16 protein-coding genes are annotated in these 15,105 nt (G+C 61.8%); 8 read left to right on the top strand and 8 right to left on the bottom strand.

Annotated features, from left to right (window positions below; all coding sequences use genetic code 11):
• Nucleotides 1-15 precede the first annotated feature (15 nt).
• Entirely contained in the window at nt 16-669 is a 654-nt protein-coding gene (locus AC1RMD_RS27425; protein WP_492931375.1) for a VOC family protein, read from the bottom strand.
• Nucleotides 670-674: 5 nt separating this feature from the next.
• Nucleotides 675-893 carry a DUF6500 family protein gene (locus tag AC1RMD_RS27420; RefSeq protein WP_492931373.1) on the bottom strand — a complete coding sequence of 73 codons (219 nt, stop codon included), beginning with the start codon at nt 891-893 and terminating at the stop codon, nt 675-677.
• An 81-nt stretch (nt 894-974) separates the two neighbouring features.
• Between AC1RMD_RS27420 and AC1RMD_RS27415 the strand changes: the two genes are divergently transcribed.
• Nucleotides 975-1,496, top strand: coding sequence for a hypothetical protein (locus tag AC1RMD_RS27415; protein ID WP_492931371.1), 522 nt, complete (start codon nt 975-977; stop codon nt 1,494-1,496).
• A 447-nt stretch (nt 1,497-1,943) separates the two neighbouring features.
• Here AC1RMD_RS27415 and AC1RMD_RS27410 read toward each other — a convergent pair whose 3' ends face one another.
• Together AC1RMD_RS27410 and AC1RMD_RS27405 are read right to left on the bottom strand one after the other, a co-directional pair.
• On the bottom strand, nt 1,944-2,453 hold the full coding sequence (locus AC1RMD_RS27410) for a hypothetical protein (RefSeq protein WP_492931369.1): 510 nt from the start codon (nt 2,451-2,453) through the stop codon (nt 1,944-1,946).
• 307 nt (nt 2,454-2,760) lie between these two features.
• Nucleotides 2,761-3,162: a DUF2750 domain-containing protein gene (locus AC1RMD_RS27405; RefSeq protein WP_492931478.1), complete on the bottom strand. Its 402-nt coding sequence runs from the start codon at nt 3,160-3,162 to the stop codon at nt 2,761-2,763.
• A gap of 346 nt (nt 3,163-3,508) precedes the next feature.
• Here AC1RMD_RS27405 and AC1RMD_RS27400 point away from each other — a divergent pair, with 346 nt between their 5' ends.
• From AC1RMD_RS27400 to AC1RMD_RS27390, 3 genes are all read left to right on the top strand, one after another.
• On the top strand, nt 3,509-4,840 hold the full coding sequence (locus AC1RMD_RS27400) for a sensor histidine kinase (protein WP_492931367.1): 1,332 nt from the start codon (nt 3,509-3,511) through the stop codon (nt 4,838-4,840).
• Nucleotides 4,840-5,592, top strand: a complete 753-nt coding sequence (locus AC1RMD_RS27395) for a LytR/AlgR family response regulator transcription factor (RefSeq protein ID WP_492931365.1) — start codon at nt 4,840-4,842, stop codon at nt 5,590-5,592. The genes AC1RMD_RS27400 and AC1RMD_RS27395 overlap by 1 nt, the downstream gene beginning before the upstream one ends.
• An 89-nt stretch (nt 5,593-5,681) precedes the next feature.
• Nucleotides 5,682-6,752, top strand: coding sequence for a S41 family peptidase (locus AC1RMD_RS27390; RefSeq protein WP_492931363.1), 1,071 nt, complete (start codon nt 5,682-5,684; stop codon nt 6,750-6,752).
• Between the two features lie 14 nt (nt 6,753-6,766).
• Here AC1RMD_RS27390 and AC1RMD_RS27385 read toward each other — a convergent pair whose 3' ends face one another.
• The 4 genes from AC1RMD_RS27385 to AC1RMD_RS27370 all read right to left on the bottom strand — a co-directional run bounded on the left by AC1RMD_RS27385 (nt 6,767) and on the right by AC1RMD_RS27370 (nt 10,749).
• Nucleotides 6,767-7,285, bottom strand: a complete 519-nt coding sequence (locus AC1RMD_RS27385) for a hypothetical protein (RefSeq protein ID WP_492931361.1) — start codon at nt 7,283-7,285, stop codon at nt 6,767-6,769.
• A 12-nt stretch (nt 7,286-7,297) separates the two neighbouring features.
• A complete protein-coding gene (locus AC1RMD_RS27380; RefSeq protein WP_492931359.1) occupies nt 7,298-8,323 on the bottom strand; it encodes a transporter in 1,026 nt (341 codons plus the stop codon).
• 130 nt (nt 8,324-8,453) lie between these two features.
• A complete protein-coding gene (locus AC1RMD_RS27375; protein WP_492931357.1) occupies nt 8,454-9,293 on the bottom strand; it encodes an HDOD domain-containing protein in 840 nt (279 codons plus the stop codon).
• 172 nt (nt 9,294-9,465) lie between these two features.
• A complete protein-coding gene (locus tag AC1RMD_RS27370) occupies nt 9,466-10,749 on the bottom strand; it encodes a D-amino acid dehydrogenase (protein ID WP_492931355.1) in 1,284 nt (427 codons plus the stop codon).
• 101 nt (nt 10,750-10,850) lie between these two features.
• Here AC1RMD_RS27370 and AC1RMD_RS27365 point away from each other — a divergent pair, with 101 nt between their 5' ends.
• The 4 genes from AC1RMD_RS27365 (at nt 10,851) to AC1RMD_RS27350 (ending at nt 15,100) form a co-directional block, all read left to right on the top strand.
• Nucleotides 10,851-11,348 carry an Lrp/AsnC ligand binding domain-containing protein gene (locus tag AC1RMD_RS27365; protein ID WP_492931353.1) on the top strand — a complete coding sequence of 166 codons (498 nt, stop codon included), beginning with the start codon at nt 10,851-10,853 and terminating at the stop codon, nt 11,346-11,348.
• A 100-nt stretch (nt 11,349-11,448) separates the two neighbouring features.
• Nucleotides 11,449-13,008 (top strand): hypothetical protein, encoded by a 1,560-nt coding sequence (locus tag AC1RMD_RS27360; protein WP_492931351.1) that lies wholly within the window; start codon nt 11,449-11,451, stop codon nt 13,006-13,008.
• 283 nt (nt 13,009-13,291) lie between these two features.
• A complete protein-coding gene (locus AC1RMD_RS27355) occupies nt 13,292-13,759 on the top strand; it encodes a hypothetical protein (protein ID WP_492931349.1) in 468 nt (155 codons plus the stop codon).
• A gap of 36 nt (nt 13,760-13,795) precedes the next feature.
• The gene (locus tag AC1RMD_RS27350) at nt 13,796-15,100 is read left to right on the top strand and encodes an NAD(P)/FAD-dependent oxidoreductase (protein ID WP_492931347.1); all 1,305 of its coding nucleotides are present in this window, start codon (nt 13,796-13,798) and stop codon (nt 15,098-15,100) included.
• Nucleotides 15,101-15,105: the final 5 nt, after the last annotated feature.

Raw genomic sequence — 15,105 nt, 5'->3', positions numbered from 1 at the left:
AAAATGTTTATTAACTCAGTAGTGCAGCACCAGTGGCAGGGCGGGACGGCAATCGTGGGTATGGCCTTGCGCGCCGTGGTCGAAGCAGATTTCCATCAGATAGGCGTCGCCTTCGAGCAGTGTCAGTTGGGTGCCGCTGCTGCTGGTTTTCGCCGGCGCCGACAAGGCTTGCGGCGGCAAGGTCAGCGTGACCGAAGTGATCGTGTTCACGCCGGCCGCATGGTCCAGCGGCTGGCGGCGCGCTTCCGGATAGGCCGACGGCGCCACGCCCTTGGGCAGGAAGAACCACATCGGCTCCGACGCCGGCACGTCCGCACCTATGCCGATCCGCATGCCGGGCGGCAGATAGGACGGTGCGTAGTTCCAGCATGGGAAAGGCGCGGCGGCATCGTCGCCGGATGGCCGCCAGCATACGCCGAACGGGCAGGCCGGGCTGCCGTCGGCCAGGCGTTCGGCCAGCAGGGTGGGGCTGGTCTGCGCGCTGCGCACTTCATCGTCGTCGGCGATCCACAGCAGTTCGAGGAAGGCGTTGTGAAAGAAGAAGCGGCGGTTCTCGGTGCCCTGGCCCGGGTGGCGGTTGCCCGATCCTTCGCTCAGGCCGAAGGATCGCAGCAGCGCCGCTTCCGGTGCGCCAGCGCGGGCGCGGACAAACAGGTGATCGATCTGCATGGCGGCTATTGCTGTTGCTCGATCATCTTGCGGATCTTGACGGCCTTCTCGAAGTGATCGAGTTCGTGGGTGCGTATCCACCATTCGGCCGCTTCCATCAGCAGCGCCGGGTCGTCATTCTTGTTGGCGAAGAAGGCGTAGAAGGACAGGCCGACCGTCTCGCCTTTTTGCGCGATCTTGTCGTTGCAGACGCGGATGATTTTTTCTCTCAGTTGAATACGCACGTTATCGGTTTTGTTGGTTGCAAGAACCTTAACTATACATCGTTGCGCTATGATGCGGCATCACTCTTGGACAGAATCACGATGAAGAATTGGTTTGCCAGCCAGCGTGGCGCGTATTTTTTTCTGCTGCTCGGCATAGGCCTGATGATGCTGTTCGTAGCGCTGGAGCGCAACTTCCCCAATGCCGATCAGCTGGAGACGGCGAGCGGCCGCGTGGCCTGGTCGCGGTCGGCGCAGGGCGGCCTGTATTTCATGCTGGGCGGCGAGCAGCGCCAGTTCGTATTGTTCGTCAAAGGCGATTCGGACCAACGGCTGCAAGCGGCGATTCGCGATGCCGAGGCCTATCCGATCAAGGTGCGCTTTCATCCGGGGCAGGTCAGCAGTCCGAGTTTTTTGCCGGGGCGGTTCCATGCGGTCTACGGCGTGACGGTCGGCGGCAAGGAAGTATCCAGCCTGGCCGCGGTGCGGGGCAGCTACCGGCGCGACAACCTGATCGCGCTGGCGATGGGCGTGCTGTTCGCGGTCTACGGCGGGACCCGCGTCTGGAACTTCAGGGGTGCGGTTGTAGACGCGCCAGCAGTTCGACATCGCCGGCCACGATAAAGGCCAGGTTGGCGGTGATATGTTCGACCGGCCAGTCCCACCAGGCGATCGCCTGCAAACGCGCCGCCACCTCGGGCGCAAAGCGCTCCTTTATCTGCCTGGCAGATGACAGTCGGCTTCCGTTAAGGGTTGTCCGACGCCGGCCGAGAGCGGCTGCGCGCATTAGTTCTGGCCTGTGGCGGCGGCCGGCATCGGACAACCCTTAACGAACTCGGCCTACCGCGTTTAGCATAGCAGCTTACCCATCTGCAAAACGCACGAATTCTCACGCAAGGCCGAGAGCGCCCGAGTCTGTGTGAAAACGCAGAACGATTTTGGACCAGCAAAAAACAGCCTCTTAAACCGCCCGCTATGCGATTTTCTCGGCGTGGGGAATGGTCACTCTACCTATAGAAATTTCGTGTTTTTGCGTTTTCACCTAGCCTGCCCCCAAAAGCGGACGATTTGTTATGGATTAAATCGACTATCGCAGTTACTTCCCGCTCGCCTAAGATTTGCCACACCTTGATTGGCGAAATAACGTTTCTCATTCAATGGATCAAGGTCACGATTATTTATAACACGACCATATTGAACCACTGCGTTATCTGCATCTATTTCCATCAACAAATAAGATTGGATTTCTACCCAGTCTGGCTGTCGTGGATCCGCATCCAAGAAATAAATTAGGTGCGTATCAGGATACGATTGGATGGAGTATTTTTCATTGATCATTTCATAGCTCCCATTCTTTTCTTTGCTAATCCAGACCCTTATCGATCCCTTGCACGAAGCGATAAGAAGATCGTGGCTAAGTTGAGATTTTTCACTGTTTTTCTTGGTTGATTCAAAGTTCATGGTACCAACCAAAATACCATCTGCAAGCCGAGAAGAAGCATTAATTTTCTCTCTTGTTGCACATCCAGAAACGATAAATATAATTAATAGTAAAGCGATCATCTTTGAGATTTTTGTCATAAATTTCTATTAAATTTAATTTGTCTTTGAAAAATTTTAAAATTTCTGAATTTGACCGGACGCAGTCCAGTCCGTACCGAAATGACGTTAGTGCAGATTAGTACTTATTCCCTACCGAACGCCATTTGGTGAGCGCGATATCCAGTATATATGTGACTAAGAGGAAAATTTCCGCGATAACTGTTTTTTCATTTTTCTTCCCTATTTCAACGCTGCAAAATATAGAGCCTAACTGGTACCTAATTAAAAATTTAGCCGTCGCTTTCAACGTCCGGTATTGGCCGCAGACGGTCATGCAACTGAGCAGCTACTCGTATTTTGATAATTCTTCCTCTAGGCGTAGCTTTAGCTCACCAGGAGAAGTCCAAACGCCTCGCATCGAGGGTGTCGGAAACGCCGCAATCGAAACGCCCTGTGCCGACATATCCGGCAGCCAATCGTCAACAAATTCGTGGACATCAATCTCCGCTGGCGAACATCCGGCCCAGGGGCCAGTTGCACAATCCTGCGCATAATCAGGATGCGGCCATAGCGGAAACCCAGGAGCACCTGAATCGTCGGCTAGACTAACCCATCCAGATTCGTCACGCAGCCCCCAAAGCACTTCTCTATCAGCGGCTTGCGATACCAAATGCTTGAGACATTTTGGCCCGTCTGCAGAAATAAGTGCGGCGTACTGTTCTGGTGAAGGATGGCCTGTTTTCAACATAGGTTTCAATTTATGTGTCCGTCTGCAATTGGCCGAACGCAGTCCTTGTGCACAGGATATCATGTTGCTAAGTCGAAATAGTCACAGACTGTCACGCCAGAACGGGCATGGCGCGGGCTCGACGGCACTAGTGCGGTTTTCCATGCGCGTGCGAGTCGCGGCCCTTCAGCCGAACTGGGGCACACGCATATGTCCGTCCAGACCGCTAAGCCTAAGCAGCGATTCGGTCGGCACTCATCCCGCCGGCGCCGGTTTCCTCCCCGATTTGCGGGCATTCGTCGCATGGGCGAAAACACGCGCACCCGAGCCGCTAGAATGGCGGGACAAATTCAATCCGAGGAATTTAATGAGCTCTCCCGCATTTCTGCCATTCAACGCTCCTCCCGTACCGGAAGTCAAGCATGACCGCCGCCTAGTGCGCCGCTACCTGCTGCAATCGGCGCTGCGCTTCAACGCCGGTTCGCTGCTGTTCCTGTCGCTGGCGATCGCGCTGCTGCCGCTCTGGCTGAACTTCGGCACGGCTGCGTCGGGCGAATTCGAGGTTCGCAAGCTGAATCCGTACATGGTCGGCGGCGGCGTGCTGGCGGTGATGGCCTGGTTCGCGCTGACGTCGAGCGGAATCGCCCGCAGCTTTCTTGCCCGGCTGGGCGAGGAGGGCAAGGCGTTGTGCGCCGAGGCGATGGCTTCCTCGGTGACGCGCCGCATCGATGCGCCGTTCAATCCCTATACGACCTTCGACCTGTGCACCGAATCCTTGTCGGGACTCGCGCTCGGCACGGCGCTCGGCTACTCCGGCCCGCCGGCGTTCTTCCACGACCCTTTCAAGGGCCGGATCGTGCTGGCCCGTTGGCGCCCGCTGGCGTTGGGGCGCCATGTCGAGGTGAGGGTGTCGCCCGATTTGGGTCCCAGCTGCCGCGTCGAGCTGCGCTGCCGCCCGGGCCTGGCCTGGTTCGCGATCCAGCAGGGCGAGTCGCTGAAGGCCGCAGAGATGGTTTGCGTCCAGCTGCGTCAGCACCTCGCACGCCATGCAAACGCACTGGATGCGGCTCGGCGTGAACGCGAGCTGGAACGCACCTCGCTGCAGGCGCGCCTGTCGGCCTTGCAGGCCCAGGTCGAGCCGCACTTCCTGTTCAATACCCTGGCCAATCTGAAGTACCTGATCCGCACCGACCAGCATGCCGCGCAGGACATGCTCGACCACCTGGTCGGCTACCTGCAGAACGCGCTGCCGGATATGCGCTCGGTGTCCTCGACCCTGGGACGAGAAATGGATCTTGTTAGCGACTACCTGGCGGTGATGCGCATCCGCATGGGCGTGCGCCTGCGCTTCGCAGTTGACGTGGACGAGGACTTGCGCAGCCTGCCGTTCCCGCCGGCGATGCTGATCTCGCTGGTGGAAAACGCCGTCAAACACGGCTTGGAGCGGGCCAGCCGACCGGGCCTGATCACCATCGGCGCAAGGTCTAAGAGCAAGGGGGAGGGGGAGCTGCTGAGCGTGTCCGTGGTCGACGACGGTGTCGGCTTGACCGAACAGGCCGGGCAGGGCACGGGGCTGGCGAATATCACAGAGCGCCTGCTGTTGCTGTACGGGCGCGAGGCCAGCCTGTTCGTGGAGCCCGGCGACGGACAAGGAGTGCGCGCCGTGCTGACGGTGCCTGTGGCAGGAAACCGCGCCTGATGCCGCGCGCCCTGATCGTCGAAGACGAGCCTCTGCTGCGGGCGGAGTTGACGGACCAGCTGTGCGTCCTGTGGCCCGAGCTGGAGATCGCAGGCCAAGCCGCCAACGGCATCGACGCGATAGCGGGCATCGATGCACTGAAACCGGACATCGTGTTCCTGGACATCCAGATGCCCGGCCTGAACGGCATGGAGGTGGCGCGCCATATCCCCGAGTCCTGCCAGGTGGTGTTCGTTACGGCCTACGCGGACTATGCCCTGGCCGCTTTCGATGCCGGCGCGTCCGACTACCTGGTCAAGCCTTTGACGACCGCACGCCTGCTGCAGACGATCCGCCGCCTGAAGTCGCGCGCGACCGCAAGCCCGCCGCCGGCCGTGTGGGAAAAGCTGTTCGAGCAGGAGAGCGCGCCGGTGTACCTCAAGTGGATCAAGGCTTCGAGCGGCAATACGGTACGGCTGGTGATGGTGAGCGAAGTGCTGTACTTCCAGTCGGACGAAAAGTACACACGGGTGGTGACGGAGAAAGGCGATGCGCTGATTCGGCTGCCTATCAAGTCCCTGCTCGAGCAGCTGGACCCGCAGCTGTTCGCGCAAATCCACCGCAGCGCCATCGTCAACCTCCAGGCTGTCGACCGGATCGAACGCAGTGAAAACGGGGGGCGCGGCGGCGCCGGCCTGGAGGTGATCATGCGAGGCCGGACCGAACGCTTGACTGTCAGTGAAGCTTTTACCAGGCAGTTCCGCCAGATGTAGTTGGGCTGGCTACGCTGCGTTTGCACCTTGTGATTTATTCTTTTTTATGGAGCCACATCCTCATGCGACACCTCCTTCCCGCAGCAGTCTTGGTCCTCAGCGTCATCGCCCTCCCCACCGCAGGCGCACAAGAACAGCGGCCCGCCGCAACGGCGCAACAGTCGCGGTCGTTGAGCGCGGCAGACAAGGCCGCTGCCGTAGACCTGTTAGCCCAACGCCTGTCCGACAAATATGTCTACGCTGACGAAGGCAACAAGATGGCCGCCGCCGTCCGCGATCATTTGCTCAAGGGCGACTACGAGAAGGTTGCGACGGATGCGGAATTCGCAGGCTTGCTGACGACCCATATCCAGGCTTCCCACCCGGACAAACACCTGAGCATCCGCTACGTCCCCAATGCGCAACCGGATCGCCCTCGACCCTCTCTCAACCAATCCATGCCTGCCGAGATGCGACAGCGCATGACCGAAGTGGGGCAATACCTGAATTTCTCCTTTGAAAAGGTAGAACGCCTGCCCGGCAATATTATGTACGTCAAGTTCAACGGGTTCTTTGAAGCGGATATCGGCAAGGCAGCCGCTACAGCCGCCATGAGTTTGGCGGCCAATGGCAACGCGATGATCATTGACCTGCGTGACAACCGGGGCGGCGACCCGCGCATGGTCGCGCATGTGGCAAGTTACCTGCTGGGCGATAAGAAGGTTCATCTGTCGGACATATACTTCCGGGCTGAGAATGAAACCACTTCTTTCTGGAGCGATCCAGCCGTTCCCGGAGCGCGCTTTGGCGCAGACAAGCCGGTCTATGTATTAACCAGCGGCGAAACTTTCTCGGCAGCCGAAGACTTTACGTACAACCTCCAAGTTATCAAGCGCATCACTGTGGTTGGTGAAACCACCGGAGGCGGTGCCCATCCGATCCAACCGTTCCGTATCGATCCGAACCTGGTCGCCGTGATACCGGTAGGACGCTCGATCAACCTGATCACTAAAGGCGATTGGGAAGGGACTGGCGTTAAACCTGATGTCGCCGTCGCTTCGGATAAGGCTCTGACTAAAGCAAATGCACTGGCCCTGCGGCAGCTGCTGCCAAAAACCAGCAACCCGAAGGAGCGGGCTATGCTTGAGAAAAAGCTCGCCGAGTTGGAAACGGCTTTATAAAACTCTGTGTGGATTCAATCGGCCAACGCGACGCTGCGGCCGGCGCGCCGATTCAAGTCGACACCGAGTGCGGCTTTGCGAAGGCGGCGGTTGCGCAGCACATAGCGCACCGACGCGGTAGTGTCGTACATGAGCTGATAGTGGTAATAGTTGATGTGCTCAAGCACGGCGAACAGGAAAATCCCGAGGGGCCATGCCAATTGCACGCTCCACCCGGCGCCCACGATCTGGACAGTGAATCCGAGCGCGACGCCGCCAAACAGCACAAGATTGGATGCCTTGAATGCGTTGAACAGCCTGTCAAAATAGCTCGGCAATGGTGCCGACGCCGACAGGGCGCGGTGTTTCAGCAGCCAATACAGGGAGCCTTGCGCCAGCAGATAGCTGACCGAGAGCAGCGCTGCCAGCCCCAGCGGCCAATGCACACCCGTTGCAGACTTGCGCCAATCCAGGATGAAAATAATCGGCAGCACGACGGCAGCCAGGGCTTCCATTCTGCGCAGGTAGTTGAAGCGATTGTTGAGTCTATGCATGGAATTTACACCTTATAACACGTCGCGCTGGCGGCGGAATGCCAGCCAGCCGGCGATCACTGTGAAGCTGGCGACGATCATCACCACCACCCAGAAGCCTTCCGGGTCCTGCGCCAGCGGCACGCCGCCGACGTTCATGCCCATCAGGCCGGCGATGATGTTGATTGGCAGGGCCAGCACGGTGACGATGGTCAGCACGAACAGGCTGCGGTTATTGCCTTCGTTGACCAGCGCCGCAATCTCTTCCTGGATCAGCTTGATGCGCTCCTGCAGCGACGCCATGTCCGCCAGCACCATCGAGAATTCCTCGGTCGACTCGCGCAGTTCCTGGGCGTCCAGTTCGGCCACCCAGGCCGGCGGCCGTTGCAGCAATCGGAACAGCGCCGCCGGTTCCGGCGCCAGCAGGCGCTGCAAGCGCACCAGCACGCGCCGCAGCGCGCCCAGGCTGGCGCGCTTGGTCTTCAGTTTGCCGGCCAGCAGATTGTCTTCGATCTCGTCGACGGTGCTGATGGCGTTGCGGACGATCTTGATCAGCGCATCGGCCTGGTCGCGCAGCAGGTGGATCAGCAGCTCCACCGACGAGCGTATCGGCTCGCCGTTGCGCACGGCGTTGCGCAATCCATCGACCGCCTTCAACGGCTTGCGCCGCGCGCTGATGACGATCTGCTGGTCGACGCTCAACCACAGCGTGGAGATGTCGGACGGTTCGAACGAAAAATCGTGCAGCACGTCGTTGACCACGGCGATCAGCGTGTTGTCGGCCATCTCGATGCGGGTTGAGCGCGGGCCTTCGTGCAGGCTTTCGTAGAATTCTTCCGGCAGCGCGGTGTGCTCGTGCAGCCATTTTTCGCTGGCGGTGTTGGCCAGGTTGTAGTGCAGCCAGATGAATTCCTGCGGATGCTGTTCGCGCTCGGCCAGCCAGCGGCATGCGGCGTCGGCGTCCAGCGGCAGGCCCTTGCAGTCAGGAGCGCGGCCGAACAGGTAGCCGCAGACCAGACCCGATGAGTCGGAACCGTAGGACAGTGGCGCATTCTGCATTCAAGATTCTCCGTGATGGTCGCGGGCATCAGGATAGCAAATTACGCTACGGTAGGGTGATATATCCTCGGCCGGAGAAGGCACGCCGCAAGCCGTTCCACTCCGGCTACGCTAACCGTTGATCTGAACGTCAGACCAGCAGCGCGTTGTTCATCTCGATGGCGTCGATCTTGGCTTCGGCCAGCATGGCTTCGAGCTTGTCTTCGTCGATGAACAGGTCGATGGCCGAATCGGAGTGCGGCGGCAGGTCGCGCTGGGCTTCCTGCAACGGCGACTTCACCGGCGTCAGGTGGTTGGCCAGCAGCAGGGTGTCGAGCAGCGTGTCCGGCGGGATCGACATGAAGCTGTCGCGCAGGCCTTCGATGGCTTCGGCCACCGGCTCGGGGATGCACAGCTTGCGCATCACTTCACGGGTGATGATTTCCTCGCTGGCCGAATGCCAGTTCTCGGGGTCTTCTTCCAACAGGCCGGGGAATTCGTCGGCGCGCGACAGCAGGTAGAAGCCGCCCACTTCGTGCACGATGGCGGCGAACAGCGCGGTGTCCGGATTCACGCCGGTGACCTGGCGCGCGATGATGCGCGACAGCGCCGCCACGGCGATGGTGTGGTCCCACAGCTTTTCCGCCTTGTAGCGCAGTTCCGGGTCGGCGATCTTGGCGCCGAACTGGCGCACCACCATGGCGGCGGCCAGCGCGAACAGGTTCTGGTAGCCGATGCGCATGATGGCGCCGCGCACGTTGGTGATCATCGGCGCGCCGGAGCGGTTGAACATCGCGGAATTGGCGATGGCCACGGTGCGCGCGGCCAGGATGGGCTCCGCCAGCACCAGGCTGATGGCCTTGTCGACCGGGCATTCCGGATCGTCGAGCGCGAGTTGAACGCGGAGTGCCGCATTTACACTGGTCGGAAAGACCAGTTCACCACGGATGGCCAGCGCCGCGATATGGCCAAATGCTTCTAGTTTATTCATGATCAAAATTATACGCATGCGCGGCCCCAATCTCAACGCCATCTTGGCTTGCGGGGCCCGGAGGAGGCGGCAATGCCACACTGTGGGGCGTTCGGCGGGGATCGGACGGTGGGCGGGAGCCGCGTGCGGCGCCGTCACAGGCGTCGCACGCGGGGTAAAGCTGAGCTTGGAATCAAGCGTTGGCGAACTGCGGACGGCGGGTGGCGCTGTCGCGGTGGTAGCGGCTGACCGACAGGTCGTCCGACAGGATGGCCGGGCGGCGGGCCGATATCAGGTCGGACAGCAGCTGGGCCGAGCCGCACGACATGGTCCAGCCCAGCGTGCCGTGGCCGGTGTTGACGAACAGGTTGCGCAGGCCGGTGCGGCCCACCACCGGCGTGCCGTCCGGCGTCATCGGACGCAGGCCGGTCCAGAAGGTGGCGGAGGCGGTGTCGCCGGCGCCGGGGAACAGGTCGTTGACCACCATTTCCAGCGTTTCGCGGCGGCGCGGGTTCAGCGCCAGGTTGAAGCCGGCGATTTCGGCCATGCCGCCGACGCGGATGCGGTCGTCGAAGCGGGTCACGGCGATCTTGTAGGTTTCGTCCAGAATGGTCGAGACCGGCGCGGAGGCGGCGTCCACGATCGGCACGGTGATCGAGTAGCCCTTCAGCGGGTAGACCGGGATCTTGACCAGGTCCTTCAGCAGCGTGGTCGAGTAGGCGCCCAGCGCGACCACGTAGGAGTCGGCCGTCACCAGCTCGGTGCCGCACTGCACGCCTTTGATTTCCTCGCCGGCCGTGACCAGGCCGCTGATGTCGACGCCGTAGCGGAACTTCACGCCCAGTTGCTCGGCCATCGCGGTCAGGCGGGTGGTGAACAGCTGGCAATCGCCGGTTTCATCGTTGGGCAGGCGCAGGCCGCCGACCAGCTTGTTCTGGTCCAGGCCGGGTTCGGCGGCGACCAGTTGTTCGCGGTTCAGCAGCTCGTAGGGCACGCCGGTTTCCTGCAGCACCTGGATGTCCTTGGCGGCGTCGTCCAGTTGTTTCTGGGTGCGGAACAGCTGGGTCGTGCCTTGCTGGCGGCCTTCGTATTCGATGCCGGTGGCGGCGCGCAGGGCTTTGAAGCAGTCGCGGCTGTATTCGGCCAGGCGCACCATGCGTTCCTTGTTGACGGCGTAGCGTTCGGCGCTGCAGTTCTGCAGCATCTGCCACATCCATTGCAGCTGGAACAGCGTGCCGTCCGGGGTGATCGACAGCGGGGCGTGGCGTTGCAGCATCCATTTCATCGCCTTGAGCGGGATGCCGGGCGCGGCCCAGGGGGAGGCGTAGCCGGGGGAGATCTGGCCGGCGTTGGCGAAGCTGGTTTCCAGCGCGGGACCGGGCTGGCGGTCGAGCACGGTCACGTCGTGGCCGGCTTGCGCCAGATAGTAGGCGCTGGTGACGCCGATTACACCGCTACCCAAGATCACAACCCGCATTACAGTCTCCCGATTATTTAGTCATACCAGATATTCCGCTATGGTATGCTTGTATCACTAGCATTTGTTACTGTATAACTTGATATATTCAGTGGATTTTCATGAGAATTCAAAAAGAATCAGTCCGCAGCCTCGACAAACTGGACAGAAAGATAATGCGCATCCTCCAGGAGGATGGGCGGATCTCGATGAAGGATCTGAGCGAGCAGGTCGGCTTGTCGATCACGCCGGCCATCGAGCGGGTCAAGCGCATGGAGCGGGATGGGGTGATCACCGGCTACCACGCGCGCATCGATCCGCAGGCCTTGGGGGCGAAGTTGCTGGTGTTCGTGGAGATCACGCTGAACCAGAAGTCGGGGCCGGTGTTCGAGCAATTCCGGCGCGAGGTGCTGCGCATACCGGAGGTGCAGGAGTGTCATCTGGTGTCGGGCGATTTCGATTACCTGATCAAGGCGCGCATTCATGAGATGGCCGAGTACCGCAAGCTGCTGGGCGACATGCTGCTCAGTTTGCCGGGGGCGGCGCAGTCGAAAAGTTATGTCGTGATGGAGGAGATCAAGGAGACGTTGATCTTGTCTACCGAGGTGGTGCCGGGTTGAGCTGGACAAGAACCGCTCCTGGCCGTTCGCCAGCTAACGCAGTGATCGCGCCGCTTCAGTTAAAATGCAATAACAGCATTATTTACGAAGCGGAGCAAGTGTGAACAATCAGCACGGTACTCCAGGCGATACCCATGTGGTCAGCGTGCGCTCGCTGGACGAGCATATGTCCTCCGACCAGAGTTTCAGCTCGGCCTACGCGCGCGCCGTGGGCGCCATCGCGGGCAACGAAGGCAGCCTCACGCTGGCCCAGTTCGCCGCCGTCACCGACATCGCCGGCGACGGCAAATCCTCCGCCGTCTTCACCGCACTGGTATTGAACGCCATCGAATCGGGCGTGGACGTCGACTGGGCATTCAACGCCCTGAGCCGCAGCAGCGCCGGCATCGACCAGGCCGCCCGCGAAAACGCCCTCAGCATGACCATCCCGCTGCTGGCGCTGCACGGCGCCGATGCGCGCGTGCTGGCGCAACGGCTGGCCAAAGCCTTGTCGGCCCGGCTCTCGCCCGAAGACCTGAACCGGCTGCCGCAGACCGAAGAACGCGGCATCCTCGCCAACCTGGGCGAGCAGGCGCGCCGGCTGGTGCGCGGCCGCTCGCTGGCCGACGCCGTGGCCGATTTCGGCCGCCACGCGGGACAGCCGGTGCTGGTCGAACACGCGCGCAATTTTCAGTCCGGCGACATCGATCATGGCCAACTGCGGGAGCTGGTCGGCAGCGCCACCGCCGCCATCGCGCAGGACATCAGCGTCTACCTGGAGCAGGCGCGCATGCTGTCGGTGGGCGAGGCCATGGCCGCCACCCTGGTCAGCGCCGCCAACGACCTGAAAAACCAGGTGCTGCAACGCCTGACCCTGGTGGACCAGCGCATCGCCTATGAACGCCGCCTGCTGCTGGAAGAGATCGACGACGCCGTGCACGATGCCGGCAACGCCATCGAACTGGCGATCACCGACCGGCTCAACACCGATCAGTGGAAGGACGACGACGTCTGGGCCAGCATGGGACGCCAGCAGTTCGGCCTGGAGATGGAGCGGCGGCTGGACCGCATCGTGCGCCGCAAGGAGCAATCGCTGCACCTGATGCAGGAAGACTTGCGGCTGTTCCAGCAAGCGATGCGGTTGAATCAATCGTCGGTGTTCCAGCGTCAGCACCACTCGACGCTGGCCAGGTTGATGCCGCGGCTGCGGGTCGGCACGCGCATCGTCAACAGCGTCGACACGGCGGCCAATGTCACGCTGATGAGCGGGGCGGTAGTAGCGGCCGGCACCGGCACGGCGGCCTATCTGATCGGCGCGGCGGTGGTGTTGCCGGTGGTGGCGCCGGCGGCGCCGTTTGTCGGCGGCGCGGTGCTGCTGGCGGGCGCATTCAAATGGTTCACCGACGGCGGCAAGCGCAAACGCACCGAGATCCGCGACAAGCGTGCCGCCTTCGAGGCCGAACTGCGCAAGCAGCTGCAAGCGGCGGAGTTGAGCTTCAACACCCAGCTGGACCTGGTGGCCCAGGGCTTCCACGACTCCGCGCTGCAACTGCTGACGCCTTTGCTGCTGGAAGCCGAAGCGGCCGGCCGCGTGCCCGGCATGCGCCAGCGCATAGCCGACCGCGTGATCACCCAGGCCCAGGCGGCGATCCGCCAGCTCGACGCCGAACTGCGCAAATAATCCCGGGTTTGGGACGTGTTGCGCTGGCGATATAGCGCAACAAGGAAATGCCATGAAAACGCCTTTCGCCGCCGCGCTCCGCCTGTTGCCGGCCGCCGGCCCGCTGAAACCGGGCCGCGCCGAATTGGGCCTTCTCTAGCGGGGTGGTGTTGCCGTTGGCGCAACTTTGGTGAATCATTGTGGTTTTTTGCGTACGCTAGCGTACGGATAGTCAGGCCGGGGTTTGTTATTATTCCAATTGAGCAAGTTCGCTCAGCCACGATTACAAGAAAAGAAGGCCAAAATGAAAACCAAGATCCTTGCCGCCAGCCTGTTGGCGTTGTCCTCCGCAGCCTTCGCCAGCGACGTCGGCGTTTCCATTAACATCGGCCAGCCTGGTTTTTATGGCCGCATCGATATCGGCGACTACCCGCAACCCCAGGTGATTTACCGCGAGGCGGTGATCGTCCAGCGTCCCGTGCGCTACGTGGAGAGCGCGCCGGTCTACCTGCGCGTGCCGCCTGGCCATGCCAAGCATTGGAGCAAGCACTGCGGCGCGTACAACGCCTGCGGCCAGCGCGTGTATTTCGTGCAGGATGGCTGGTACCAGAATCAATACGTGCCGCGTTACCGCGATCGTCATGGCGATGGCCGTCATGAAGAGCGCCGCGATGACCGCCGTGACGACCGCCGTGACGACGACCGTGGCAACGGCCATGGCAACGGCAACGGCCATGGCAATGGCCACGGTAAAGGCCACAACAAGGACTAATCGCGCGGCGCCAGCCGCCGCCCACAGGAGAAACGCTTGCAGAGTCAAATCTTGATCGTAGGTGGTGGGGCAGGCGGGCTGGAGCTCGCCTGCAAGCTGGGCCGCAAGCTGGGCCAGCAGGCGGTGACGCTGGTCGACAGCCGTCTGTTTCATATCTGGAAGCCGTCGCTGCATGAAGTGGCGGCCGGCACGCTGGACGTGCATCAGGAAGGCCTGTCGTACCAGATGCTGGCGCACGACAATGGCTTTACCTTTGTCTATGGACCGATGCTGGCGCTGGACGCCGGGCAGCGGCAGCTGACCGTCGGCGCCATCTATAGCGGCGACCATGGCCAGCGCGAAGAAGTGCTGCCGCAACGCCTGATCGGCTATGAATCGCTGGTGCTGGCGATCGGCAGCACCTCCAATTATTTCGGTGTGCCCGGCGCGGCCGAGCACACCATTTCCCTGAACGCCACCGAAGACGCCGAACGCTTCCGCCTGACCCTGCTCAAGCTGCTGACCCAGGCCGAGCTGCAGAAAAGCACGCGGCCCGAGGCCGGCGTCGACATCGTCATCATCGGCGGCGGCGCCACCGGCGTCGAACTGGCGGCCGAACTGCGCGAGGCCAGCGGCGTGTACGCCGCCTATGGCTTCCGCCAGTTGCGCGCCGAGCGCGACGTGCGCATCACGCTGCTCGAAGGCGCGCCGCGCATCCTCGCGCCCTTGCCGGAAAAAGTATCGACGGCCGCGCTGGCGCTGTTGCATCAACGCGCCATCCAGGTCGTGACCGCCACCCGCGTGACCGCCATCGCGGCCGACGCCGTGACCGCCGGCGACGTCGTCTACCCGGCGCAGCTGGTGGTGTGGGCGGCCGGCATCAAGGCGCCGGACGTTCTCGGCCAGTTGGGCCTGCCGACCGCCAAGTCGGGCCAGATCGAAGTCGACGCCCAACTGGCCGTGCCAGGCCATGCGGGTATTTATGCATTGGGCGATTGCGCCGCCTGCGCCGGGCCGGACGGCAAGCTGGTGCCGCCGCGCGCGCAAGCCGCGCACCAGCAGGCCGACTACCTGGTCGAGACTTTCATGCGCCAGCGGCGCGGCAAGCCGCCGCAGCAACAGCCGTATGTGTATCGCGACTATGGTTCGCTGGTGTCGGTCGGCCAGACCACGTCGGTGGGTAGCCTGATGGGATCGCTGAAGGGATTAAGCTGGTTTGTCGACGGCCTGGTGGCGCGGCTGATGTATGTCAGCCTGCACCTGATGCATCACCGCGCCGTGCTCGGCACGGTGCGCACCGCCGTGCTGGCGCTGGCGCGCTTCCTGATCAAGCGCAGCACGCCATTGGTCAAGTTGCACTGACGCCG

It is taken from the genome of Duganella sp. GW822-FHT06D06 (genome assembly GCF_058799615.1).
This window is presented reverse-complemented; position numbering and strand designations above follow the sequence as displayed.